Annotated in this window: 27 protein-coding genes; 15 read left to right on the top strand and 12 right to left on the bottom strand. The window is 66.6% G+C overall.

Annotated elements, in window-relative coordinates; genetic code table 11:
- Nucleotides 1-48: 48 nt before the first annotated feature.
- The 9 genes from DDE75_RS08730 to DDE75_RS08690 are packed head-to-tail and all read right to left on the bottom strand — an operon-like array spanning nt 49 to nt 4,595.
- Nucleotides 49-555 (bottom strand): hypothetical protein, encoded by a 507-nt coding sequence (locus DDE75_RS08730; protein WP_108501980.1) that lies wholly within the window; start codon nt 553-555, stop codon nt 49-51.
- An 11-nt stretch (nt 556-566) separates the two neighbouring features.
- On the bottom strand, nt 567-1,292 hold the full coding sequence (flgH, locus tag DDE75_RS08725) for a flagellar basal body L-ring protein FlgH (RefSeq protein ID WP_108501979.1): 726 nt from the start codon (nt 1,290-1,292) through the stop codon (nt 567-569).
- Between the two features lie 13 nt (nt 1,293-1,305).
- Complete coding sequence (flgA, locus tag DDE75_RS08720; protein WP_108501978.1) at nt 1,306-1,719, bottom strand: flagellar basal body P-ring formation chaperone FlgA; 414 nt, start codon at nt 1,717-1,719, stop codon at nt 1,306-1,308.
- On the bottom strand, nt 1,719-2,504 hold the full coding sequence (gene flgG / locus DDE75_RS08715) for a flagellar basal-body rod protein FlgG (protein ID WP_108501977.1): 786 nt from the start codon (nt 2,502-2,504) through the stop codon (nt 1,719-1,721). Before flgG ends, flgA begins: the two co-directional genes overlap by 1 nt.
- A gap of 10 nt (nt 2,505-2,514) precedes the next feature.
- A complete protein-coding gene (locus DDE75_RS08710; protein WP_108501976.1) occupies nt 2,515-3,231 on the bottom strand; it encodes a flagellar hook-basal body complex protein in 717 nt (238 codons plus the stop codon).
- A gap of 4 nt (nt 3,232-3,235) precedes the next feature.
- Nucleotides 3,236-3,502 carry a flagellar biosynthetic protein FliQ gene (locus DDE75_RS08705; RefSeq protein WP_108501975.1) on the bottom strand — a complete coding sequence of 89 codons (267 nt, stop codon included), beginning with the start codon at nt 3,500-3,502 and terminating at the stop codon, nt 3,236-3,238.
- On the bottom strand, nt 3,502-3,786 hold the full coding sequence (gene fliE / locus DDE75_RS08700; RefSeq protein ID WP_072295733.1) for a flagellar hook-basal body complex protein FliE: 285 nt from the start codon (nt 3,784-3,786) through the stop codon (nt 3,502-3,504). Before fliE ends, DDE75_RS08705 begins: the two co-directional genes overlap by 1 nt.
- 14 nt (nt 3,787-3,800) lie before the next feature.
- Complete coding sequence (flgC, locus tag DDE75_RS08695; RefSeq protein WP_108501974.1) at nt 3,801-4,193, bottom strand: flagellar basal body rod protein FlgC; 393 nt, start codon at nt 4,191-4,193, stop codon at nt 3,801-3,803.
- A 12-nt stretch (nt 4,194-4,205) separates the two neighbouring features.
- A complete protein-coding gene (locus DDE75_RS08690; RefSeq protein WP_108501973.1) occupies nt 4,206-4,595 on the bottom strand; it encodes a FlgB family protein in 390 nt (129 codons plus the stop codon).
- Nucleotides 4,596-4,681: 86 nt separating this feature from the next.
- On the opposite strand from DDE75_RS08690, the gene DDE75_RS08685 reads away from it, so the two are divergent.
- Both DDE75_RS08685 and DDE75_RS08680 read left to right on the top strand, forming a co-directional pair.
- Nucleotides 4,682-6,004 (top strand): FliI/YscN family ATPase, encoded by a 1,323-nt coding sequence (locus tag DDE75_RS08685; protein ID WP_418304179.1) that lies wholly within the window; start codon nt 4,682-4,684, stop codon nt 6,002-6,004.
- 121 nt (nt 6,005-6,125) lie between these two features.
- Nucleotides 6,126-6,857, top strand: coding sequence for a Crp/Fnr family transcriptional regulator (locus DDE75_RS08680; RefSeq protein WP_108501971.1), 732 nt, complete (start codon nt 6,126-6,128; stop codon nt 6,855-6,857).
- Nucleotide 6,858: 1 nt separating this feature from the next.
- On the opposite strand, the gene DDE75_RS08675 is transcribed toward DDE75_RS08680, so the two are convergent.
- Both DDE75_RS08675 and DDE75_RS08670 read right to left on the bottom strand, forming a co-directional pair.
- Nucleotides 6,859-7,614: an extensin-like domain-containing protein gene (locus DDE75_RS08675; protein ID WP_108501970.1), complete on the bottom strand. Its 756-nt coding sequence runs from the start codon at nt 7,612-7,614 to the stop codon at nt 6,859-6,861.
- Entirely contained in the window at nt 7,611-8,870 is a 1,260-nt protein-coding gene (locus DDE75_RS08670; protein ID WP_108501969.1) for a L,D-transpeptidase family protein, read from the bottom strand. The genes DDE75_RS08675 and DDE75_RS08670 overlap by 4 nt, the downstream gene beginning before the upstream one ends.
- A gap of 149 nt (nt 8,871-9,019) precedes the next feature.
- Here DDE75_RS08670 and DDE75_RS08665 point away from each other — a divergent pair, with 149 nt between their 5' ends.
- The 11 genes from DDE75_RS08665 to DDE75_RS08615 are packed head-to-tail and all read left to right on the top strand — an operon-like array spanning nt 9,020 to nt 20,942.
- The gene (locus DDE75_RS08665; RefSeq protein ID WP_108501968.1) at nt 9,020-10,078 is read left to right on the top strand and encodes a C4-dicarboxylate TRAP transporter substrate-binding protein; all 1,059 of its coding nucleotides are present in this window, start codon (nt 9,020-9,022) and stop codon (nt 10,076-10,078) included.
- A gap of 4 nt (nt 10,079-10,082) precedes the next feature.
- Nucleotides 10,083-10,589, top strand: coding sequence for a TRAP transporter small permease (locus DDE75_RS08660; protein WP_108501967.1), 507 nt, complete (start codon nt 10,083-10,085; stop codon nt 10,587-10,589).
- Nucleotides 10,589-11,917: a TRAP transporter large permease gene (locus DDE75_RS08655; RefSeq protein ID WP_108501966.1), complete on the top strand. Its 1,329-nt coding sequence runs from the start codon at nt 10,589-10,591 to the stop codon at nt 11,915-11,917. Before DDE75_RS08660 ends, DDE75_RS08655 begins: the two co-directional genes overlap by 1 nt.
- Before the next feature lie 4 nt (nt 11,918-11,921).
- Nucleotides 11,922-12,749 (top strand): IclR family transcriptional regulator, encoded by an 828-nt coding sequence (locus tag DDE75_RS08650; protein WP_108501965.1) that lies wholly within the window; start codon nt 11,922-11,924, stop codon nt 12,747-12,749.
- Between the two features lie 10 nt (nt 12,750-12,759).
- Entirely contained in the window at nt 12,760-14,850 is a 2,091-nt protein-coding gene (locus tag DDE75_RS08645; RefSeq protein ID WP_108501964.1) for a 3-hydroxyacyl-CoA dehydrogenase NAD-binding domain-containing protein, read from the top strand.
- Nucleotides 14,847-16,022, top strand: a complete 1,176-nt coding sequence (locus tag DDE75_RS08640) for an acetyl-CoA C-acyltransferase (protein ID WP_108501963.1) — start codon at nt 14,847-14,849, stop codon at nt 16,020-16,022. Before DDE75_RS08645 ends, DDE75_RS08640 begins: the two co-directional genes overlap by 4 nt.
- Nucleotides 16,022-17,209 (top strand): acyl-CoA dehydrogenase family protein, encoded by a 1,188-nt coding sequence (locus DDE75_RS08635; RefSeq protein WP_108501962.1) that lies wholly within the window; start codon nt 16,022-16,024, stop codon nt 17,207-17,209. Before DDE75_RS08640 ends, DDE75_RS08635 begins: the two co-directional genes overlap by 1 nt.
- Nucleotides 17,210-17,213: 4 nt before the next feature.
- Nucleotides 17,214-18,230, top strand: a complete 1,017-nt coding sequence (locus DDE75_RS08630; protein ID WP_108501961.1) for an acyl-CoA dehydrogenase family protein — start codon at nt 17,214-17,216, stop codon at nt 18,228-18,230.
- A complete protein-coding gene (locus DDE75_RS08625; RefSeq protein ID WP_108501960.1) occupies nt 18,221-18,628 on the top strand; it encodes a PaaI family thioesterase in 408 nt (135 codons plus the stop codon). The genes DDE75_RS08630 and DDE75_RS08625 overlap by 10 nt, the downstream gene beginning before the upstream one ends.
- Nucleotides 18,625-19,422, top strand: coding sequence for an oxepin-CoA hydrolase, alternative type (locus DDE75_RS08620; protein ID WP_108501959.1), 798 nt, complete (start codon nt 18,625-18,627; stop codon nt 19,420-19,422). The genes DDE75_RS08625 and DDE75_RS08620 overlap by 4 nt, the downstream gene beginning before the upstream one ends.
- Nucleotides 19,419-20,942: a class I adenylate-forming enzyme family protein gene (locus DDE75_RS08615; protein ID WP_108501958.1), complete on the top strand. Its 1,524-nt coding sequence runs from the start codon at nt 19,419-19,421 to the stop codon at nt 20,940-20,942. Before DDE75_RS08620 ends, DDE75_RS08615 begins: the two co-directional genes overlap by 4 nt.
- Here DDE75_RS08615 and DDE75_RS08610 read toward each other — a convergent pair.
- A complete protein-coding gene (locus DDE75_RS08610) occupies nt 20,939-21,685 on the bottom strand; it encodes a GntR family transcriptional regulator (RefSeq protein ID WP_211659316.1) in 747 nt (248 codons plus the stop codon). The two genes, DDE75_RS08615 and DDE75_RS08610, sit on opposite strands and share 4 nt — an antisense overlap.
- 203 nt (nt 21,686-21,888) lie before the next feature.
- Between DDE75_RS08610 and DDE75_RS08605 the strand changes: the two genes are divergently transcribed.
- On the top strand, nt 21,889-23,094 hold the full coding sequence (locus DDE75_RS08605) for an MFS transporter (RefSeq protein WP_108501956.1): 1,206 nt from the start codon (nt 21,889-21,891) through the stop codon (nt 23,092-23,094).
- A gap of 4 nt (nt 23,095-23,098) precedes the next feature.
- Nucleotides 23,099-24,826, top strand: coding sequence for a glycosyl transferase family 90 (locus tag DDE75_RS08600; protein ID WP_108501955.1), 1,728 nt, complete (start codon nt 23,099-23,101; stop codon nt 24,824-24,826).
- The last annotated feature ends 14 nt before the right edge of the window (nt 24,827-24,840 follow it).

Raw genomic sequence — 24,840 nt, 5'->3', positions numbered from 1 at the left:
TATCCCGGCCTTTCTGGTTCTGGCGTCTTGGCCCCCCGGGGGCAAGCCCTAGCCTTGCTGGCGGGCGATATCCTCGATCAGCACGGCCTTGATCGGCAGGTCCGTGACCGAGGCCGCGGCCTTCTGCAACTCCCCCCGCAGGGCGACCAGATTGCGGTCGGCGGTGAAGTTGCCGTCGAAGCCGCCGGTATTGGCGTGGATCAGCAACTGGCGCAGCAGCGCGTCGCGCAGGGCATGTTCCTTTCTGCCCAAGGGCTCGACGCTGGCGGCATCGGTCTGCAGGGTCAGCGTGATGATCATCAGATCGCCCATGTCCCCCTGCCGGACCAGCGGCACGAAGAATTGCGTCGGGAAGGTGAACCAGCCATCGGCCTCGGCGCTGCTGTGACCGTCATGGCCTCCATGCGCCGATGATGATTTGGCGTGATCATCCTTGGCGGGGGGTTCATGGGCATCCTCGGCATGGGTCGTGGCCGGATCGGCAGGTGCGCGCAGCATGTCGCCGCCGACCAGCGCCAGAACGGGAAGGGCGATGGGGATCAGTTTGCGGATCATCTGGGGGGTCCTTAGTAGGGCAGCAGGATGTCGGCGATCTGCTGACCATAGCGCGGCTGCTGAACGTCGGTGATCTGGCCGCGCCCGCCATAGGAGATGCGCGCGCCCGCGATGCGGTCATAGGCGATCTCGTTGCTGCGATCGACGTCGCCCGGACGCACGAAGCCGCTGACGGTCAGCTCGCGCAGTTCGAAGTTGACACGGACCTCCTGGGTGCCCTCGATCTGCATGGTGCCGTTCGGTAATGTGTCCACGACGGTGGCCGCGACCCGCAGCGTCAGCTTGTCGCGCCGCGAAATGTTCCCGCTGCCCTTGTAGCTGGAGGAGGAGGAGGCGTCGGCCAGATCCTCGAAGCTGGCCCCTTCGGGCAGCTTGTCGGACAGGCGTTGCGGAATACCCACCATCTGCGGGATCGAGACGCTGTCCCCCGCCGCCCGGTTGCGCCCCGAGCTGTTGCTGATCTCGGCCCGGTCGTCGATCTCGATCACGACGGTCAGGATGTCGCCCCGCACCGCCGCGCGCCGGTCGCTGATCAGCGAGGATTGCGTGCCCGCCCAGAGCGAGGCCGCGGCTTCGGGGCGGCCCGAATCCGGGGGCAGGTCTAGGGGCGGATTGGTCATGGCCAGAAACTCCTCGGTCTCGCGGGGCGAGGTCAATTCGGGCGGCTGGCCGACGTTTGCGGCGCGCGAACAGGCGGCAACCGACAGGGCAAGGCACAGGAGCAGGGCGGGTTTCATGAAGGTTTCCTTGTCAGTTGATGACGGCCAGCGTGCCGTCGGGCATCACCTGCGCGGTGATCGTGCTGCGCGATCCGATGTTCATCACGCGGATCATGTCGCCTGCGGCACCGTCGTCCATCGTGCGTCCCTCGGTGTCGATGCGCAGGCCGCCACGCAGGAAGGACAGGCGGACAACTTGATTGCGGCTGACAACGCGAGGCGGGCGCAGCATGTTGGCGTGCAGGGGGCGGCCTTCATAGATGGTGATGCGCGTTTGCATGCCTATGGCGGCGGACGGGTCGGTCAGGCCGGGGCGGTCGGTGTCGATGACGCGCAAATCGCCCGCAGAAATCACGCTGCCAGCGGGCAGGGTGCGGGCGGCGCCAAGACCGCCTGCCCATGCGCCCGCTGGCAGCAGGGCCAGTGCCAGAACCAGCGCCCGCATCACCGCACCTGCGTAGTTGCGCCAAGCATCTGGTCGGCGGCGGTGATGACCTTGGCGTTCAGCTCGTATCCGCGCTGCGCCTTGATCAGCTCGGTGATTTCGCGCACCGCATCGACCGAGCTTTCCTCCAGATAGCCCTGCCGCAGGGTGCCAAGCCCGTCCTGGCCCGGGTTCACGACCTGTGCGCCGCCCGATGCGGCAGTTTCGATGAAAAGGTTCGATCCGATCGCCTCGAGGCCCTTCTCGTTCGAGAACCCCGCCAAGGTCAGCTGGCCCAGCAGTTCCGGCTCCACCCGGTCGTTGAAATAGGCGTTCACCTCGCCCCCCGCGCTGATCAAGATCGAGCGCGCGTCGTCGGGAATGGTGATGTCGGGGACCACCGGATAGCCATCCGAGGTCACGATCAGCCCGTCGGGCGACCGCTTCAGCCCGCCATCGCGGGTATAGCCGGACAGGCCCGAGGGCAGCGTGACCTCCAGATAGCCGTCGCCCTCGATGGCGATGTCCAGATCGCCCCCGGTGGGGGTCAGCGCGCCCTGTTGCAGGTTGACGCTGACGGCGGTGGGGCGCACGCCCAAGCCCAGCTGGACGCCTGCCGGAATGACGGTGCCGTCGGCGGCGGTGACGCTGCCGGGGCGGGCGGCCTGCTGGTAATGCAGGTCGGCGAATTCGGCGCGCCGGGCGTTGTAGCCGGTCGTGGACATGTTCGCGAGGTTGTTCGACACCACCTCGACGCGGGTTTGCTGGGCGCTCATGCCGGTGGCGGCGATCTGCAGGGCTCTCATGGCTGGTTCCTTATCGGGTCATCGAGGTGATCGCGCTGCGGATGCGCTGATCTTCGCGGTCAAGGAAGGACTGGCCCAGCTCGTAGGCGCGCTGGACCTCGATCATGCGGGTGATCTCCATGATCGGATCGACGTTGGATTCCTCGAGGAAACCCTGTCGGATGCGGGGGTTTTCGGCGGGTTCGGGGGCGCCCGTGGTGCTGAACAGCGTGCCCCCCTGATGGGCGGGCGTTTCGCCTTCGGGCGGGTTGAAGACGCCAATGCGGCCAAAGGGCAGACCGTTCGACGACAGCGTGCCATCCGCCCCGATGGACACCGAACCGGCCCCCGCGGGCAGGATGATCGGCGCTTGGCCTTCATCCAGCAGATGGTTGCCGTCGGCGTTCATCAGTTCGCCCTCGGGGCCCGGCGTGAAGGCGCCGGCGCGGGTCAGGCGGATGCCTTCTGGGGTTTCGACCATGAAGAAGCCGTCGCCCTCGATGGCCAGGTCCAGGTTGTTGTTCGTCTGCGTCAGCACGCCCTGGTTCAGGTCCAGCATCCGCCCGCGGGCATCGGCCATGGACAGCGTGCCGCCCTGTCGGTCCAGCGCCGAGAGGTGTTCAGCAAAGATCACCCCTTCACGGCGGAAGCCGGTGGTATTGGCGTTGGCGATGTTGTTGGCCACGACGCGCATTTCGCGCATCAGGCCGGATTGGCGGGTCAGGCTGGCATAGATGGCATTGTCCATGGCGTCAGCTTCCCGCGATCAGGGGGATGATCTGCCCCAGGTAGAAATCCGACAGCGCCGTGGTCATGAAGCTCATGGACACCCAGAAGACGACCAGCATCAGCCCCACCTTGGGCACGAAGGTCAGCGTCATCTCCTGCACCGAGGTCAGCGCCTGGAAGAGGCCGATCACCACGCCCGCGATCAGCGCCACCCCCAGAAGCGGGGCCGAGATCCGCACCGCGATCAGCAGCGCCTGCCGCAGCATGTCGAAGAGGATGGTTTCCGGCATCAGACGGGCATCCGCAGGATTTCCTGATAGGCCTCGACGACCTTGTCGCGGATGGCGACGACCGTCTCCATGGCCATCTGCGCCTCGGCGATGGTCTGGACCAGCTGATGGGTGTTGACCTGGCCTGTCATCGCGCCCGTGGCGACCTGGTCGACCTGGTCCATGTGGGCTGCGAAATCCTGCGCCATCTGGCCCAGCTTGGCGGTGCCCGATGCCTGCCCGTCGGGGGCCACGGCGCTGCGGGCGGCGGAATATGCGTTGGCGGCGTTCAATCCGGAAATCATCTGCTGGTGCCTTTCTAGCGACGGAGGATGTCAAGCAAAGCGCTGCCCATCTGGCGGCTTTGTTCGAAGATGCGAAGGTTTGCCTCATAGCTGCGGCCAGCTTCGCGGCTGTCTGCCATCTCGATCACGACATCGACGTTCGAGCCTTGGAAATAGCCCTGTTCGTCAGCCATCGGGTGGCTGGGGTCGTGGATCTTGGGCAGAGGGGCCTGGTCCAGCTGAACGCGGCCTGCCTGAACTTCACCCGTGGGGCGGCCGAAGTCGGTGGCCTGTTCGAAGCTGACCAGTTTGCGGCGATAGCCGGGGGTGTCGATGTTCGCCATGTTCTCGGCGGTGTGGCGCATGCGTTCGCTTTGGGCGCGCATGCCCGATGCTGCCATGCGCAGCGCGGTGATCTGTTCGGTCATGGTTTCAATCCTTTACCTGCGGCCAAGGCTGGTGCGCATCAGGTCCAGCGCCGATCGGTAGATGCCAAGCGACAGGTCGCTGTCGCGCTTGACCTCGGCGGCGCGGACCATCTCCTCCTCCAGCGACACGGTGTTGCCGTTGGGGGATGCCTGCTGGCCGGTGTCGATAAGGCGGGCGGTGTCCAGCGCCCATTCGGGACTGGGCAGATGGCGCGGGCTGGTCGCCCGCAGGTCGCCCCCGAGGGACGCCTGACGATAGCTTTCGTCGAAATCCTGCATGTCGGCGGCCCGGTATCCGGGCGTATCCGCATTGGCGATGTTGCGCGCCACCACAAGCTGGCGCTGAGAGACGTGCTGGCCCATCGCATGGACCATCCGCATCATTTCGATCTTCTCAAACATGAGGCTTCTCCTCAATCACGATAAACCCGGTCTTAACCCCGATTCCTTTAGAAACCCTTTCGTGGAACCGAAAACCTTGGGGTGACGTGATGGACAGGTTGGAATCGATTGCGGGTCGGCTGGCGCGACTGCGGATCGTCACGCACCATGGGCGGGTGCAGTCGATCCGCGCCGGCGTGATCCGGGTCGAGGGGCTGAACGGCACCGCCTCGGTGGGCGACCGGGTGCAGATCGCGCTGGCCACCGGTGACCTGGGCGGAGAGATCGTGGGCCTTGCCCCCGACCACGCCGAGGTTCTGCCCGAAGGCGGGACCGAGGGGCTGTCGGTCGGCGCGCAGGTTCGGCTGATGCACGCGCCGCGCATCGCCCCCTGCGATGCCTGGGTGGGGCGCATCATCGACCCGCTTGGGCGGCCCTTGGATGGTCGCCCCCTGCCGCAGGGATTGCAGGAACGCGGGTTTCGCAGCGACGCGCCGCCCGCCGTCACGCGCAAGCGGCTTGGGGCGCGGCTGGACACGGGGCTGGCGGTCTTCGACACGCTGCTGCCCTTGGTGGCGGGGCAGCGGGTCGGGCTTTTCGCGGGGTCTGGCGTGGGCAAATCCACGCTGCTGTCGATGCTGGCCAAGGGGGTGCAGGCCGATGTGGTCGTCATCGCCATGATCGGCGAACGTGGCCGCGAACTGCGCGAATTCGTCGAACGCACCATGGGCCCCGAGGGGATGAAGCGCGCCGTCATCGTCGCCGCCACATCCGACCAGTCGCCCCTGATCCGCCGCCGCTGCGCATGGGCCGCCATGAGCGTGGCCGAGCATTTCCGCGATCAGGGCAAGCACGTCCTGTTCCTGGCCGACAGCATCACCCGCTTTGCCGAGGCACACCGCGAGATTGCCTTGGCCGCGGGCGAACCGGCCAGCTTCCGCGGCTTTCCGCCCTCGGTGTCGAACCTGATCATGGGGTTGGCGGAACGATCCGGCCCCGGTCCGGAAGGAACGGGCGACATTACCGGCATCTTCAGTGTCCTGGTCGCGGGGTCCGACATGGAGGAGCCGGTGGCCGACATCCTGCGCGGCACGCTGGACGGCCATGTGGTTCTGGACCGCGCCATCGCGGAACGGGGCCGCTTTCCCGCCGTCGATGTGGTAAGGTCGGTGTCGCGATCCTTGCCGGATGCTGCCAGCACGCCGGAAAACGCGCAGATCCAGCGCGCCCGCGCGGCCCTTGGTGCCTACGCCGAATCCGAGCTGATGATTCGCGCGGGCCTCTATGCACCGGGGTCGGACCCCAAGCTGGATGAGGCCATGCACCTCTTTCCGAAACTGGACGATTTCATGACCCGGAAAACCGCTTCGGTCGCGGAAAGCTTCACCGCGCTGGAGGTGGCCCTGCGTCACGTCGGCGCGCGACGCTGAAACCAAATCGACCCCATGCGAGTTCTTGGTGCTTAATGATTGTTAAACCTTGGGCGGCGGGTATTGCGCGCAGAATCGCGATTTGCCAGTGTCCGCAAGCTTTTGAAAGGAGGGGGGTAAAATGGCCATAACCGAATATTTTATCCGTTTCCTTCAACGTCGTGACACGCTTGCACCGCGCGATCTGGACCGCCTTCGCGCCGTCCGCACCCAGCACGTCAGCTTTGGTCCGGGCGATGTCATCGTGCCGACGGATCGATCCGCCAAGCGCAGTTGCATGATGCTGAAGGGCCTGTCCGCACGGTCGCATACCCTGGTCGGACGCCCCAAGGAGCGCGTCATCACCGCCCTGCACGTTCCGGGCGATTTCGTCGACCTGCATGGCTTCGTTCTGGCGGGGCTGGAACATTCGGTCATCGCCACCGGCCATGTCGAGGTCGAGTTTATCGACCACTCCGAATTGACCGAGATCACCGAGAATTTTCCCCATCTGACGCGGCTCTTGTGGATGGCGACGCTGATCGATGCAGCCGTCCACCGACAATGGCTGGTCGCGGCGGCCTCGTTGCGGTCCAGCGCCCATCTGGCCCACCTCCTGTGCGAGATCTATACCCGTCTGAATGCCGTCGGCGCGGCCAGCGACTACAAGTTCGCCCTCAGCCTGCTGCAGCGGGAGTTGGCGGATATTTTGGGGTATTCCCCCATCCATGTGAACCGCGCCGTGCGCGACCTGCGCGACCGTGGCCTGATCCGCTGGTCGGGGGCGGATATCACCATTCTCGATTGGCAGGGGCTGTCCACCTTGGCACGCTTCGACCCGTCATATCTGGACATGGAACGCCAGAGCCGCTGATCTATTCGCAAAGCCGCCAACCGCCGTTGCGATCCGCAAGATCGAGGTGCAGGTGGTTGTCATGGGCGGCATTCGCGCCCGGTCCCAGCACCGTCGTGAACAGCAGGCAGGCCGTCCCGCGCGCCGCGCGCTGAAAGCTTTCCTCTTGGCTGCCACTGTCTGCGCGTGGTTCGACCGCGATCACCGAACCATCGTCGAAGGCGAACCCTGCGATATCGATGGCGCTGCCATAGGCGTGTTCGGATTGCTTGGGAACTGCAGCCCCCGTGCCGACCCGCGCGCGGCATGTGTAACCGGGGCCGGTCTGCAACTCGCTCAGCCTTGGCGCATTGTCCAGCAGGGCCGCGGCTGGTCGCAGGAAATCGCGTGCCCACAGCCCCAAGGCGCGGGCCGTGTCGCAGCGCATCACCGGCTGGCCTGACAGGGTCACGTCCGAGATGATCCGATCGATCTGCAACGGGCGGGCGATGCCGCAATCGGGATCGTCGTCATCCATGATTGGCGGCAGTTCGGTATAGCGCGCGCCCAGCATCGACAGGGCCAGCAGGCATGCGGCGAATTCCTGTTCGTCCTCCTCGGGGGCGACCTCGACCGAGGCGACCTGCGCCGATGGGGCAGGCGGTCCTTGCATTTCTGCTGGGGTCGTTGGTGGGACGGGGCGCAGAGGCGGGCGATCCTGCTGCGCCGCCAGCGGTCCCGCCGCCCAGAGCATGACCGCAAGGGTCGCCAGGGGCGTCAGGACCGGGCGGGCCTTCACGGCTGCGGCTCGGAGAGCGGCGGGACGACGAAGCCCTGCGGCAGGGCCTCGTCCAGGGCATCGGTTAGGGGATCGTCATTGGTCGCAGGCGCTGCGGGCTGCGGGGTTTCGGCGGGCTGGGCCGGGGTGGCGGTCGCATTCGGCAGGGCCAGCGGTTCCTGCGGCTGCGGCATATCCGGCTCGGCGGTGCCCTCGGGCATGGCGATATCGGCCACCGGCGGCGTCGTGGCCCCCGAAGCGCCCGTGACATCCGAGATGGTCACGCCCGGTTCCAGAAACTCGACCGAGGTGCCACCGATGCGCACCATGCCCGCCAGCTCCTCGGCGTCCCAATTGGTCAGGCGCACGCAGCCGCTGGACTGGTTGCTGAACAGCTGCGAGGGCGTCGGAGTGCCGTGGATGCCATAGGTCGGCTTGGTCAGCCCGATCCAGACGGTGCCCACGGGACCGTTCGGCCCCGGCGGCACGATCAGCGGCTTGTCGTTGCCTGCCTGCCGGAAATTGACGTCGGGGTTGTAGGTATAGTTCGGGTTCAGCGCCACGGTCTTGACGTTATGCGTCCCGGCGGGCGAGGGCGTCGCGGTCGATCCGATGGTGGCCGGATAGTCGACGACCATGCGTCCCTTGGCGTCGTAACCGGCGACGCGGCGGTTGGCCTTGTCGATGATGATCCGCGACACCTGCCCACGAATCGCACCGTTCGGAGCCATGACCTGAATGGTCGATCCGGGTTGCAGGGGAACGCCGGGGTTCAGAAACTGGATGAATTTCTCGTCCATGTGAAAGCGTTCGCTAAGACGTTCGGCGATGCTGGTATGCGCCATCGCGGCCATCTTGGCCTTTTCGGCGTAATCGGTGGGGATCGCATCGACCAGCCCCTCGGCATCGGCTTGGGTGATGACATAGCTTTGGGTCACGGGCCGGGTCGAAAAGGCCTGCAGAAGGTTCCAGACATGAGGGTCCATGACGCCGTCCATCGGCAGGCCGGTCTGACGCTCGAACGCCTTGATCGCGCTTTGGCTCATGCCGCCCTTGAAGCCGTCTATGACGCCCGGAGAGGTCCCCGAACGGTCCAGCAGGATCTGCACCTTGGCCGTCAGCGCCGTGCGACCGCGCGGCAGGTCGCCGCCGCCGTATTGCGCGGCCTCGATCTGAGCGGCGGTGAAGGGGGCGTCGTCTTGCGCCAGGGCAGGGTGGGTCGCGGCGAAAACGGACAGCAGGGCCGTCGCGAACAGGGTGGCGCGGTGCGGGGTCATCGGGAAGCTCCGGGTCATGCAGGATGCAACATCAGCCATTGGGCGAAAGACCGCCAGATACATTGCCGCTCACGTTTCGGTCAATTCGGGATTGCGTTCCGCATGGCGGAATGGCAGCCTGCATATCGAAACAGGGAGGAGGTTTCACGATGACCACGCAGTCTTGCAAGACGGCGCTGATGGCAGCTGGACTGTCCATGGCGCTTGTCGCACCGTCATTTGCCGAAACGGTTCTGATCTATGGTGAACCGGGCCCGAACCGGGGCGCCAGGTCCGAGGCCACGCAATGGTTCGCCGACCAGGTGGCCGAAAAATCCGGCGGCGACCTGCGGTTGGACATTAACTGGGGGGGCGCGCTGTTTTCCGAAAAGGCGGCCGTTCAGTCCCTGCGTGACGGCGTGGCCGATCTGGGCAGCGTCATCGGCGTCTATTTCCCGCAGGACATGGTCGCATATGGCATCGCCGACCTGCCGATGAACAACCCCGATCCGTGGGTGGGCATGAAGGCCACCGACGATCTGATGCGCAACAACGAATCGATCAAGGCGAACCTGGCCGCGCAGAACCTGGTCTATGTCGGCACCTATACCACCTCGGCGGTGCAGATGGGCTGCAAGGGTCCGGCGGTGAAGACCGTCGACGACATCGCGGGCAAGAAGGTCCGCGGCGTGGGCGCCTATGGCCAGACCTTCCGCGACATGGGGGCGAACCTTGTCGACATGTCCGTCTACGAGGCCTACCAGGGCCTGGAAAGCGGGCTGATCGATTGCACCCAGACCTATTCCTATCTGGTCAAGGCGCTGAAGTTCGACGAGGTCTTCGACAGCTATACCTTCATCGACTGGGGTCAGATCGGTGCCTTGGGCATCATGATGAACAAGTCGATGTTCGATGCCCTGACCCCCGAGGAACAGGACGTCATCATGACCGCCGGCGAAGGGCTGGCCGATGAGTTCGGTCGCATCATCGGGCAGGCGAACGACGAATCCATCAAGATGCTGGAAGACGAAGGCAAGGAGATCGTCCGCTTTTCCGACGAGGATCGTGAAAAGCTGACCGAGGCCGGCCAGAAGTACCTGGACGAATGGGCCGGACGCGCTGATGCCGCTGGCCTGGACGGGCAGGCGCTACTGCAGGAATACCGCGACCTGATCGCCAAATACACGTCCGAGAAGGACGAGCAGGGCTATCCCTGGGAACGCGGGTGATCCCATGAAACTGATCGAGCGGACCCTGCTAGACCTTGCGGTGCTGGCCCTTGCCCTGCTGGGCGGCGTGATCTTCATCAACGTGGTGATGCGCGCGGCCTTCGGGACGGGTCTGCCCGATGCCATCATCATGGTGCGGGAACTGATGGTCGCGGCCGTCATCCTGCCCATGGCGGCGGCGACTGCGGCGCGCAGCCATGTCGCCGTCACCTTCCTGAGCGACCGGATGCCTCAACCCGTGCAAGCGCGGCTGATCGTGCTGGGGCATGTCGTGGGCGTGCTGTCGCTGCTGCCGCTGCTTTACGCGGCGCAGCGGATGCTGGGCCAGACCTGGGCCTCGGGCGAATTCTACTATGGCGACCTGAACCTGCCGCGCTGGCCGGGGCTGGCGCTGTTCTTTGCGGGCCTGCTGCTGATGTGGGTCCGGCTGGTCATCCTGCTGGTGGGCGATCTGCGGCAGGTGATGACCACGGGACGCATCGTCGATGCTGACGGACAAGAGGTGAACTGATGGATGCCATGACGATCGGCATGACCGCGCTGGCGCTGGTCCTGATCCTGCTGGCGATGCGGGTGCCCATTGCCTTCGTGCTGGCCGGCGTCGCCAGCCTTGGTACCTTTCTGGTCTATGCCACCCGCACCGGCGGCTGGTCGCCGGAACGGGCGCTGAACCCGACCAGTTCGGTCGTGCTGTCGAACTTCTTCGATCTGGTCCATTCCTACGACCTGTCGATGGTGCCGCTGTTCGTGGCACTGGGCAACATCGCCTTCTATGCCGGGATCACGACGCGCATCTATGACGCGGCGGCGGTCTGGCTGCGGACGGTGCCGGGGGGCGTGGCGATGGCCTCGGTTCTTGGCTGCGGCGGGTTCTCGGCGATCTCTGGGTCGTCCATCGCCTGCGCATCGACCATGGGCCGCATCTGCGTGCCCGAGATGCTGCGCATGGGATACGACCCGCGGCTGGCCACGTCATCGGTCGCAGTGGGCGGCACTTTGGGGTCGCTGATCCCGCCATCGGTGCTGTTCATCCTCTATGGCATCTTCACCGAGACCTCGATCGCGCAGCTGTTCCTGGCGGGCATCCTGCCCGGCCTTCTGTCGCTGGCGGGCATGATGCTGGTCATCGCATGGTGGGTGTCACGCGATCCGTCCGCCGCGCCGCGCGGATCGTCCGATGGCGCCAGCAAGACCGAGGCCGCGATCGCCGCCTGGCCCGCGCTGCTGCTGTTCGTCGTCATCGTCGGCGGCATCTATGGCGGCATCTTCACCGCGACCGAGGCTGCGGCCGTCTGCGTGGTGCTGACCACCGCCATCGGTTTCGCCCAACGCCGCCTGACGTTCGAGGTGCTGTGGCGCGCGATCCGCGAAAGCCTGGTGCAGACCTCGGCCATCTTCCTGATCGCGGGGGCCGCCAAGATCTTCGTCAGCTTCGTGGCGCTGACCGGCGTGGCCGGTGCCATCGTCGGCATGGTCGAGGATGCGCAGCTCTCCTATGTCATGCTGCTCTTCGTGATCGTGGTCATCTATCTGGTGCTGGGGATGTTCCTTGATCCCATCGGCATCATGGTCCTGACGCTGCCCTTCATGATCCCGCTGGTCGAGGGCTATGGCATGGACCTGATCTGGTTCGGCGTGATCGTCGTCAAGCTGCTGGAGATCGGGCTGATCACGCCGCCTGTGGGCCTGAATGTCTTCGTCGTCAGCAACGTCACCAAGAACGTGGGCATCGACAAGATCTTCGCGGGCGTCAGCCGCTTCCTGCTTATCGATTTCCTGGTGCTGATCATCCTGCTGGCCTTCCCGATCATCTCGATCATCATCCCGGCCTCGATGTGACGACATGAGCGAACATCCCCGCCCCGACTACGCCGATGACCGCAACTTCGCCACGACGCTGGCGCGGGGGCTGTCGGTGCTGCGCGCCTTCCGGGCGGGGGATGACGGTCTGACCAACGCGCAGATCGCGGAGCGCACGGGGCTGCCGAAATCGACGGTGTCGCGGCTGACCTTCACGCTGGGTTGCCTTGGATACCTGACGCAGCCGCAGCGGGCCGACCGGTACCGCCCCGGCCCGACGCTGCTGGCCATGGGCCATGTCGCGGCGGCATCGCTGTCCTTCTTGGACCCCGCGCATGACATGATGCAGGCGCTGGCCGACGAAACCGGCACGCTGGTCCTGTTCGCCGTGCGCGACCGCGACAAGATCGCGCTGATGCGGACATGGCGGCCGCGTCGCGCGGCGTCCATCTGGATCGAGGTCGGGCACCGGCTGCCCATCGGCGGGTCCTCCTCGGGGCTGGGCTGGCTGGGGGCCAGCACGCGCGAGGAATTCGCGGGGTTGCATGCCGATCACCCCGAACCGCCCCTGGATGGCGGCAGCCTGGCCGACCTGCGGATGGAGGCGCGCGGCCAGCTGATCGCCCAGGGCTATGCCGTCGTGCGCAACAACCTTCGCTATTCGCGCAACATCTCGGCTGTGGCGGTGCCCTTCCGGTCGTCGCGCCTGGCGGGACCGGTCACCTTTTCCTGCGGCGCACTGGACGATGTCCTGCCCGACGCCCGCATCCATGCCGAGGTAGGCCCGCTGCTGCGCGACGCCGTGACCCGACTGCAACTTTTGATCGGACAGGAAGGGCATCCCGCTTGGTCCGGATCACCCAATGATTGAAGGAGGCCTCATGCCCGTGACCTATCACCGCGATGGCGCGGTCGGCGTCATCACCATCGCCAACCCGCCCGTGAACGCCATGTCCCATGCCGTCCGTGAAGGTCTGGCCACGGCCATCGACGCCTTTGCCGGCGACGATCGGGCACTGTCCGCGGTGCTGCTGTGCGATGGACGCACTTGGGTGGCGGGGGCCGATATCTCCGAATTCGGCAAGCCGCCGGTCGAACCCTATCTGCCCGACCTGATCAACCACCTCGAGGCGCTGGAAAAGCCGGTCGTCGCGGCGATCCACGGCACGGCGCTTGGGGGCGGGCTGGAGCTGGCGCTTGGGGCGCACGCCCGTATCGCGGCCCCGACCGCCCGCATGGGCCTGCCCGAAGTGACGCTTGGCCTGCTGCCGGGTGCCGGTGGCACGCAGCGCGTGCCGCGCCTGACCGGCCTTGCCCCCGCGCTCGAGATGATGACCTCGGCCCGCCAGATCCCCGCCCCCGAGGCGCTGGAGATGGGCTTGATCGACCGCCTGGCCGGGGGCGATCTGACCGCCGAGGCCATGGGTTTCGCGCGCGAGCTGGCAGGCAGCGCCCCGCGCCGGACCGGCGACCTGCCGACCCCGGCGGGTGACCCGGCGCTGGTCGCCGAGATGAAGGCCAAGCTGGCCCGCAAGGTCCCCGGACAGGTGGCGCAGGCCCGCGCCATCGATGCGGTGATCGAGGGTCTGGACCTGCCCTTGGCCGAAGGCATCGCGCAGGAACGCGCCAAGTTTCTGGAACTGATGCAGACCCCGCAGCGGGCCGCGATGATTCACGCCTTCTTCAGCGAACGCGCCGTGGCCCAACTGCCCGAGATCAAGGGCGTCACGCCCCGCGCCTTCGACCGCATCGGCGTGATCGGCGGGGGCACGATGGGCGCGGGCATCGTCGTGTCGGCGCTGCTGGCAGGCTTGGACGTCACGCTGATCGAACGCGATGACGCGGCCGCTGAAAAGGCCGCCGCGGGTGTCGCCAAGATGCTGGAGGGCAGCGTCAAGCGTGGCAAGCTGAAGGCCGACAAGCGCGACGCCATCCTGTCGGGCAGCTTCCGCGCTGCAGGCGATTACGCCGCCCTCTCGCAGGCCGATCTGATCATCGAGGCCGTCTTCGAGAAGATGGAGGTCAAGGAAGAGGTCTTCACCCGCCTCGACGCCATCGCCAAGCCGGGGGCGATCCTGGCGACGAACACCTCCTATCTGGACGTGAACCGCATCGCCGCCGTGACCAGCCGCCCGCAGGACGTGATCGGGTTGCATTTCTTCTCGCCCGCCCATGTGATGCGCCTGTTGGAGGTCGTGGTCGCCGACAAGACCGCCCCCGAGGTCACCGCCACGGGCTTTGCACTGGCCCGCAAGCTGAAGAAGATCGCCGTGCGCGCGGGCGTCTGCGACGGCTTCATCGGCAACCGCATCCTGTCGCATTACCGGACGGCGGCGGATGCGATGGTGCTGGACGGAGCCTCGCCCTATCAGATCGACCGCGCGCTGACCGAGTTCGGCTTCGCGATGGGGCCTTATGCCGTGTCTGATCTGGCGGGCTTGGATATCGGCTATTTCACCCGCCAGCGAAAGGCGGCCGATCTGCATCCGCGCGACCGCGTGCCGGTCTTCGCCGACCGCCTGTACGAACAGGGCCATCTGGGGCGGAAATCGGGGCAGGGCTATTACATCTATGACGCGGACAGCCCCAACGGGCGGCAGGACCCGGTGCTGGAGGATCTGCTGGCGCAGGTCCGCGCCGACCTGGGCATCACCCCGCGCGATTTCACCGATGCCGAGATTGTCGCACGCTACATGGCGGCGATGGTGAACGAATCCGCCCGCGTGGTGCAGGACGGCACCGCCCTGCGCCCGCTGGATGTCGATGTGGTCCTGCTGAACGGCTATGGCTTCCCGCGCTGGCGGGGCGGGCCGCTGCATTGGGCCGACCAGCAGGGTCTGGCCGGCATCGTCGCCGATATCGAAGCCTTTGCCGAATCCGACGACCATTACTGGCAGGTGGCCCCCCTGCTGCGCGATCTGGCGCAGCGCGGCGGCAGCTTTGCCGAACTGAACGAAGGGAAATCCGCATGAAACAGCCGGTCATCGTCTCGACCGCCCGCACGCCCATCGGCAAGGCAGGGCGTGGAGCCTTCAACATGACCCACGGGGCCGTCATGGCCAGCGCCGTTGCGCGCGCCGTGGTGGACCGCGCGGGCATCGACCCCGCCCTGATCGAGGACAGCATCTGGGGCTGCGGCTATCCGGAATACGTAACCGGCGGCAATATCGCCCGACAGGCCGTGATCCGCGCGGGCCTGCCCGACAGCGTCGCGGGCACCACGGTCAACCGTTTCTGCGCATCCGGCCTGCAGGCGCTGGCGATGGGCGCGCATATGGTCGCGCAGGAAGATGCGCGCGCCATTCTGGTCGGCGGCGTGGAAAGCATTTCCATGGTCCAGCCCCCCGTGCGCAATTCGCGCGAGGCATGGATCGAGGCGAACCGCCCCGATCTCTATGTCACCATGATCGAGACCGCCGACAATGTCGCCGCGCGTTACGACATCAGCCGCCAGGCGCAGGACGAATATGCCGTCCAGTCGCAGGCCCGCACTGCTGCAGCCCAGGCCGCCGGTATCTTCGACGACGAGATCATTCCGATGACCGTCACCAAGAAGGTCACTGACAAGGCCACCGGCGAAACCCGCGAGGAAGAAGTCACCATCACTGCCGACGAAGGCAACCGCCCCGGCACCACGCTGGAGAATCTTGCCAAGCTTGAACCCGTGCGCGGGGCCGGCAATTTCATCACCGCCGGCAACGCGTCCCAGCTGTCGGACGGTGCGGCGGCGCTGCTGGTCATGGACGCCGATCTGGCGGCCGCCGAGGGGCTGACCCCGCTTGGTGCCTTCCGTGGCTTTGCCGTCGCAGGCTGCAAGCCCGATGAGATGGGGATCGGCCCGATCTTTGCCGTGCCGCGCCTGCTGGAGCGTGCGGGCCTGACCGTCGACGACATCGACCTGTGGGAGCTGAACGAGGCTTTCGCCAGCCAATGCCTCTATTGCCGCGACGTACTGGGCATCGATCCGGCCAAATACAACGTCAACGGCGGGGCGATCTCGATCGGGCATCCCTTCGGCATGACGGGTGCGCGGGCCGCAGGGCACATCCTGCGCGAAGGCCGGCGTCGCCGGGCCAAATGGGGCGTCGTCACGATGTGTGTGGGCGGAGGCCAAGGCGCCGCCGGACTTGTGGAGTTCTTCTGATGGATATGCGTTTCACCCCCGATGAACAGGCCTTTGCCGCCGAGGTTCGCGATTTCCTGCAGGCCGAGCTGGACCCGGCGCTGGCCGAAAAGAACCGCCTGCACAAACCCCTGACCAAGGCCGAGATGGAAGGCTGGCACGCCAAGCTGAACGCCAAGGGCTGGCTGGCCGGCAACTGGCCGCGCGAATTCGGCGGCGCAGGCTGGACCGCCATCCAGCGCCACATCTACGAAGAGGAATCGGCCAAGGCCCATGCCCCGCGCATCGTGCCCTTCGGCATCGCCATGCTGGGGCCGGTCCTGCAGAAATTCGGCAGCAAGGAACAGCAGGACTACTGGCTGCCGCGCATCCTGAACGGCGATGACTGGTGGTGCCAGGGCTATTCCGAACCGGGGGCGGGGTCGGACCTTGCGGGCCTGCGCTGCCGCGCGGAACGTCAGGGTGACCATTACGTCGTGAACGGGCAGAAGACCTGGACCACGCTTGGCCAGCACGCCAACATGATCTTCTGCCTCGTGCGCACCTCGACCGAGGGGAAGAAGCAGGAAGGCATCAGCTTCCTGCTGATCGACATGGAGACGCCGGGCGTCAGCGTCCGTCCCATCGTGCTGCTGGACGGCACCGCCGAGGTGAACGAGGTCTTCTTCGACGACGTCAAGGTTCCGGTCGAGAACCTGGTCGGCACGGAAAACGAAGGCTGGACCTATGCCAAGTATCTGCTGACCCATGAACGCACCAACATCGCGGGCGTCGGTTTCGCGACGGCGGCGCTGGACAACCTGAAGCGCGTGGCCAAGGCGCAGATCCACCGTGGCAAGCCGCTGGATCAGGACCCGCTGTTCGCAGCTCAGATCGCCACGACGGAAATCGAGCTGATGGCCATGTCCACGACTAACCTGCGGATGCTGTCGGCCGCGGCCCAAGGGCAGGCACCGGGCGTCGAAAGCAGCATGCTCAAGATCAAGGGCACCCAGATCCGCCAGCAGCTGGATGCGCTGACTCGGCGCGCCTATGGCGGATGGGCGCAGGCCCTGCCGATGGAGACGGGCAATCAGGGCCAACCCCTTGATGCCGACGACGTCCTGTCGGCGACGGCCGGCTATCTGAACAACCGCAAGCTGTCGATCTATGGCGGCTCGAACGAGATCCAGCGCGGCATCATCGCCGGCACTCTGGCGAAAGGATAAGGCGATGGATTTTGCGCTTTCCGACGAACACCGCATGTTGCAAGACACCCTGCGCGGGTTGCTGACCCGCCATCAGGGAGACGACCTGTGGCCCGCGCTGGCCGAGGCCGGCGTCATCGGCGCCCTGCTGACGGAAGACGAGGGCGGCTTTGACGGCAGCGGTTCCGCCATCGCCCTGACCTTCGAGGAACTGGGCCGCGCGGGCGCCAGCCTGCCGCTGGTCGCCGCGATGATCGGGGCATCCGCCCTGGCCGCGGCGGGGCAGGGCGATCTGGCCGCCGAAGTGGCCGAGGGCAGCGCCCGCGTGGCCTTTGCCGACGCCGAACCCGGCACGCGATACGATCGCGGCGTGGCGATCCGAGCCGAGGGCGACCGCCTGACGGGCCGCAAGACCATGGTCGCCGGTGCCGAAGACGCCCGCGCCATCATCGTCACCACCGCCGATGCGCTGTGGCTGGTCGATGCCAAGGCCTCGGGTCTGACGCTGAACGCCTATCCGCTGATGGAGGGCGGGCGCGGTGCCGATCTGACCTTCGAGGCCACCCCCGCCACCCGCCTTGGCGCTTTGTCAGACTTCGGCGCCGTCTTGTCGCGCGGGGTCCTGGGCCATTCGGCCTATGCGCTTGGCGGCATCATCGCGGCGACCGAGCTGACGCTGGACTACCTGAAAACCCGCAAGCAGTTCGGGCGCGCCATCCTGGAATTCCAGGCCTTGGCGCACCGCGTCGCCGACATGGCGGTCGAGGTCGAGCAGGCCCGTTCCGCCGTCACGAACCTCTCGGGGCACCTGACCGCCGATCCGGCCATCCGCGACCGCCACGTGCAGGCCTGCAAGGCGACCGTGGGCCGCGTCGCGCGCCTGGTGGCCGAGGAATCTGTGCAGCTGCATGGCGGCATCGGCATGACCGAGGAATATGCCCTTGCCGGCATGATCCGCCGCCTGCTGGCCGCCGATACCGCGATGGGGGATGCCGACTACCATCTGGAACGCTTTGCCCATGGCGAGCCGGCATGGGCCTGATCCGCGACGAAACCGGCACGCAGCGCATGCTGGGCTATGTGCTGGACGTCGGCCAGCCGGACCGCCGCGCGCGCTGCACCCTGGATCTGGACGACCGCCATCTGAACCGTCAGGACATCCTGCATGGCGGGATCGCGGCGACGCTTCTGGACAACGCCATGGGGGCGACGGCCAGCCTGTCGGTGAACGACACCGGCAGGCACCCCTTCACCACGCTGTCGCTGACGGTGAACTATCTGGCGCCGGGGCTTCCGGGGCAGGTCCAAGCCATCGGGCGCATCACCGGGGGCGGCAGCAGCACCTTGTTCATCGAGGGCGAATTGCGTCATCAGGACGGCACGCTGATTGCCACCGCGACCGGCGTGTTCCGCAAGTCCAGACCCCCGGAGGCCCGATGAACCCCCATTGCGAAATCAGCGACCTCGGCGACCGTCTTGTCGTCGAGAACCGCAACGCCGCGCGGCGCAACGCGCTGACCCATGAATTCTATGACGGGCTGCACGAGGCCCTGCAGATGGCCGCCGACCAGCCGCGCATCGGGGCCGTGATCCTGATGGGCGAGGGCGATTTCTTCTGCGCGGGGGGCGATCTGAACACCCTGATCACCGCCCAGCAGATGGACGAGGATCAGCGCCGCGCCCGCATCGACGCGCTGAACGACCTGATCCGCGCCATCGTCCATTGCCCGCGCCCCGTGATCGCCGTGGTCGAGGGGGGCGCTGCCGGTGCCGGCCTGTCGCTGGCGCTGGCCTGCGACATGGTCATCGCCGCCCATGATGCGAAATTCACCGCCGCCTATGTGAACGCGGGGCTTGTGCCCGACGGTGGCCTGACCGCCGCCCTTGGTGCCGCCCTGCCGCCGCAGATCGCCGCCGAGATGTGCCTGACCGGCCAGCCCGTCACCGCCGAACGCCTGCATGCGCTTGGCGTCGTGAACCAGCTGACCGAACCCGGCGAGGCGATCATGGCCGCCATGACCCTGGCCGACCGTCTGGCCAAGGGTCCGGCGGATGCGCAGGCCGCCATCAAGCGCCTGCTGACCGGTTGGCACGCCACCGCCTTCGAGGCGCAGCTAGCCGCCGAACGCGATGCCATGGCCCATGCCTTGGCCGCCCGCGAGGCCGGCGAAGGCATTACCGCCTTCCTGGCCAAGCGCCCACCCGATTTCCGCAGATTGCGCGAGGGGACATGACGACACCGACACGTATCCACCACCTGCTGGACCAAAGTCTGGCCGACCACGCCGACCGCCCCGCCCTGCGCGACTGGACGGATGAGACGCTGAGCTATGCCCAGCTGGACGACCGCATCAACGAGGCCATGGGCGAATTGCGCGCCCTTGGTGTCCGTCCGGGCGACCGTCTGGTGATCGTGTCGGAAAACGCGGGCTCGATCCCGGTGCTGCTGATGGCGGCAAGCCGCATGGATGCGGTCTCGGTTCCGGTGAATGCCCGGATGACGGGACCCGAGCTGGAAAAGATCGCGGGTCATACCGATCCGCGTCTGGTCATCTATCTGTCCGATGTCAGCGAGCCGGCGCTGAAGCACGCGCAGGCAGCCGATGCGCGGCCCGTGACGCTTGGCGGGGCCGCTCTGCATGTCGGCCCGACCCGCGACTGCGTCCCCGAAACGGTTCTGGCCGGTGCCGACATGACGGCGGTCATCCTTTATACCACGGGCACGACGGGCATGCCCAAGGGCGTCATGCTGAGCCACGGGAACCTTGTCTTCGGGGGCATGTCATCCGCCAAGCTGCGGCGGATCGTGCCGACCGATCTGATCTATGGCGTGCTGCCGATGACACATGTCTTCGGGCTGACCTCGATGCTTTGCGCGGGGATCGGCAAGGCGGCGCAGATCTGGCTGGTGCCGCGGTTTTCCGCGGCAGCCGTGCTGGACGCGTTGCAGGCGGGTGTCACCGTACTGCCCGCCGTCCCGCAGATGCACGCCGCCATCATGGCCGAGGCGCGCCATCGCGGCATGACGCGGCTGGAAGGCCCCTTGCGCTATGTCAGCAGCGGCGCGGCACCCCTGGACCCCGACTGGAAGCGCCGGGCCGAGGCCTTCTATGGCATCGCCCTGCAGAACGGTTACGGCATGACCGAGACCACGGCGGGCGTGACGATCACCGACAATGCCATCGGCGATCCCGACCCCTCGGCCGGTCAACCGCTGCCCGGCGTCGAGATCCGCCTGGACGAATCCATCAGCCAGGAACCCGGCACGGGCGAGGTTCTGACCCGCGGCCCCCATGTGATGCTGGGCTATTTTCGCAATCCGCAGGCCACGGCACAGGTCATGGACGATCAGGGCTTCATGCATACCGGCGATCTGGGGCGGCTTGACCCGCAGGGCCGGCTCCACATCGTGGGCCGCTGCAAGGAGCTGATCATCCGTGGCGGCTTCAACGTCTATCCGCCCGAGGTCGAGGCCGCGCTGAACGACCACCCTGCGGTGCTGCAGACGGCGGTCATCGGGCGCAAGCGCGACGGCGGGGACGAGGAGGTTCTGGCCTTCTGCCAGCTGCTGACCGAGGGCGGCACCACCGCCGAGGCGCTGGCCGCCCATGCGGCGGCGCGGCTGTCGGCCTACAAGCGGCCGACACGGATCCTGCTGGTCGGCCCGCTGCCAGCGGCGGCAACGGGCAAGGTGCTGAAGCACAAGCTGATGGACCATTTTGCCGACCTGCTGAAGGCCGACAGCCCCGGTTAGTCGTCGAAGATCAGGCGATGCTGCGGCGGATAGAACTGCCGCGCATAGCTGACCGGAACGGCGTCAAGCGAGTTCACCCGCTCGATCGCGAGGACGGGGGTCCCGCTTGGCAGCTCAAGGCTGCGCGCGCAGGCGCCCGTGGCCTCATCTGCCAGGATCGAGAAGCGGGTCTGCTGGACGGGCAGGTGACGCGACAGCCACTCCTGCGGGGGTTCGGCCTCGAACAGCTTGGGGTCGGGCAGTGCGATGGCCTTGGGGTTCAGCCAGACGGTCTCGCAGCAATAGGCGGTCCCATCGGCCAGGTAGCGGGTCTTGACCAGCATCAGTTCGTCTTCGGGATCGGCCTGCAGCGCATTCAACGCGCCTGCGGTGCCCCTGCGCATCTCGATCTCGGTCAGGGCATAGTGATAGCGCTGTCCCAGGGCCTCGATCTCGTCCCGCATCACCGGCAGGCTGAGGGTTGTGCGGCGCGACGATGTCGAGGCGACCCGCGTGCCCACCTTGCGCCGACGTTCGATGATGCCGCTGCTGGCCAGTTCGCGCAACGCACGGTTGACCGTGGCGCGCGCGCAGCCCATCTCGACCGCCAACTCCTGCTCGGTGGGAATCAGTTCGCCGGGGGGCCATTCGCCCGACCGGATCCGCGCCAGCACGTCGGCCCTGATCGCCTGCCATGTATTCAGTCGCTTGGCGGAATTTTCCAGAGCTTCCGCCCTGAGCGAAGTGGAGGATCCGTGGTTCACTGTAAGCATCCCAAGCACCAAAACAGGTAAATAACATATGTCAGTAAAAGCATATGAGCATAGTTGTTAACCCAATAACAGCGAAATTGACAGGTCATTGTAACGCATTTGGACATATCAGAGCCAATGGTGCAAATAATGGCATTTTTATTTCCATTGACGGGAAGATAACCTTCCCCGGCGGAATTATTGGAGTCGCGACTATGCTTCAGGCTAGGACGGCGGTGTCGGATGCCGGACGAATCGGTTCCCCGACGACCTGGGGTATCCTTCTGGCCATCAGCCTGTGCCACATGATCAACGATGTCATGCAGTCGATGCTGTCGGCGATCTACCCGTTGCTGCGCAGCGAATTCGATCTCAGCTATGCCCAGATCGGGGTGATGACATTCGCGTTCCAGTTGACTGCGTCGCTTTTGCAGCCGGTGATTGGCATGGCGACGGATCGGCACCCGCAGCCAAGGTCGCTGCCCTTCGGGATGAGCGCGACCTTCTGCGGGGTGCTGCTGCTGGCCTTCGCGACGCATTACCAAATGCTGCTGATGGGCGCGATGCTGATCGGGGTCGGGTCGGCAGTGTTCCATCCCGAAAGTTCGCGCGTGGCGCGGCTGGCATCGGGTGGCCGCTTCGGGACGGCGCAATCGCTGTTCCAACTGGGCGGCAACTTCGGGCAGTCGCTTGGACCGTTGCTGGCGGCCTTCATCGTGGTCCCGCTCGGGCGTCCGGCGGTGGCCTGGTTCGCGGTGGCCGCAGCCCTTGGGGCCGCGCTGCTGTGGCGCGTCGGGGCCTGGGCCGAGGATCGCCGCAAGGCAAACACCGCGCGTCCCGACACCGCCCTGCGCCTGCCGCGCCCCGTCGTCATGCGCGCGATCGCGGTCCTGACCATTCTGGTCTTCACCAAGAACATCTATACCGCCTCGATGAGCAGCTATTTCACCTTCTTCACCATCGAGAAGTTCGGTCTTGGCACCCAGGGGGCGCAGGTCATGCTGTTCCTGTTCCTGCTGGGCATGGCGGGGGGCGTGATGCTGGGCGGCATCATCGGCGACCGCGTGGGGCCGCTGACGGTGATCTGGGTCTCGATCCTGGGGGTGCTGCCCTTCACGCTGGCCCTGCCGCATGTCGGGCTGCAGGCGACGGGCGCGCTGGCGGTGGTGATCGGGCTGATCCTGGCCTCGGCCTTTCCGGCCATCGTCGTCTTCGCGCAGGAACTGGTGCCGGGGCGGACAGGGACCATCGCGGGGGTGTTCTTCGGGTTTTCCTTCGGGATGGGCGGGATCGCGGCGGCGGCGCTTGGGCTGCTGGCGGACCGCGTCGGCATCCAGACAGTCTTCCAGATCTGCTCGGTCCTGCCGGTGCTGGGGTTGTTGACGGTGCTGCTGCCGCGTCGCGCACAGATGGCGCCCTGAGCCGATGGCCAAGCCGGTCTTCATCCATATCGGCGTCGATGGGGCGGCGGACGACGCGCTGGTGCGGCTGTTCGCGGCCAACGGCTACAAGACCGTCTGCCATGAAAAGGGTGCCTTGGCGTCCGAGATCCTCTTTGCCGGAGGTCGCGACCAGCGCCCTCTGCGCCAGCGCCCCGGCATCCGGCTGTTCGCGGGGCTGTGGCGGGCCGCGCCCCATTGGCGACCCCCGCTTGAGGCATGGCGCTGCTTTGCCCATCTGGCGCGGCGCATCCCTCATGCCCGCTTCATCCTGACCCGCCCCGATCCCGACCAATGGGTGATCGAGCGTCTGACCCGCGACGAGGGCGCCGTCGCCCGCTGTCACGCCTTTCACCGGGGCGTCGACGAACTGGCGCTGCCCGATTTGTGGCGGAGCGATCTGGCGGCGCATGAACGCGCGGTGCTGGACCATTTCGGCGGCGATCCCCGGCTGATCGTGGTCGATCCGGCCCGCGATGATCCCTCTGCGCTGGCGGCTCACATCGATCCGCTGCTGCCGATGCCCGATCTTCCCTTCGACCGCTGGCCCACAGCCCGCAACGCGGGGGTCGAGGCGGCGCTGCTGTTGCTTTATGACCGGGCGCAGGATCAGCCGGTGGCGCCGAAGGGCTGGGCCGAGGATGTCGCAGCCTTTTGCCTGCGAGGCCCCGGCCCCGATCCGCAGGGGGATGCGCGGGGCCTTTCGGGCTATGCCTGCGAATGGGACGGCGGGCCGCTTGTCCGCGACCCGTTCAAGGGCGGGGTGCGACAGTTCGCGGTCCTGACCCCGCAGGGCGGGACACCCATCGCCACGGGCCCCGAGGGTCGGCACTTCAAGGTCCTCCGCGCCGAAGGCGTCATTAACGACATCCTGCGCCTTGGCCGCCGCGATCCGGTCTGCATCGACATGGAGGATTCGCGCTGGATGGGCTCGCCGCAGGGCGATCCGGTCGACCGCCCTGTCCTGTGCCACAACCGGCGGGCGGGGGCGGCGGGTCCGGTCCTCTGGCCCTTGCCCGATCAGCATGCCATCGGTCTGCCCGGCTTCGATCCGACGACCGAGGCCGACCCCACGGATTTAGACGCCAAGGAGGATCGCATCGTCTGGCGCGGCATGATCTCGGGGAACGAGATGCGCGATGGCATCCGCCCCGGTCCGGCGTCCCATGCCTGGCTGGCGCAGCTTTTGCAGGCCGGCGACGATCCCGCCGCCCGCGAGGCCGCCTGGCAGGGGCTGTGCCGGACCAGCCGGTTCGACTTCGTGCGCCGCTTCATGGGCCATCCGGATTTCGACATCGGCGTGGTCATGGCCTTCGCCTATCGCCATTTCGCCGATGATCCGCTGCTGGCTCCCTATTGCGGGCCGCGGCGGGGGCGGGCGTTCTTCCAGCGCTTCCGTTACCAGCTGTGCCTGACGGGATATGATCACGGATCGAACTTCATCTCGGCGCTGGACAGCAATTCCGTGCTGTTTGCCGAGGATGACGGCTGGCAGGTCTTCTATTCAGGCCGCTTCCGGCCTTGGGAACATTTCATCCCCATCGCGCGATACGGCACCGACATTTTGGACAAGCTGGACTGGGCGCGGTCCCATCCCGCCGAATGCAAGGCCATGTCCCGCGCCGCCCGGTCCGAGGCCGCCCATCTTCGCGACCCACAGGCGCGTCGTCAGATGATGCGCCACATCCTCGACGGGCTGGCCGCGGCGCGCTAGACCCGCCGCAGGAG

The sequence above is a fragment of the Paracoccus indicus genome (genome assembly GCF_003056335.1).
GTDB lineage: Bacteria > Pseudomonadota > Alphaproteobacteria > Rhodobacterales > Rhodobacteraceae > Paracoccus > Paracoccus indicus.
Note: the sequence above shows the minus strand (reverse complement) of the source record. Positions and strands in the feature narration are given on the sequence as shown.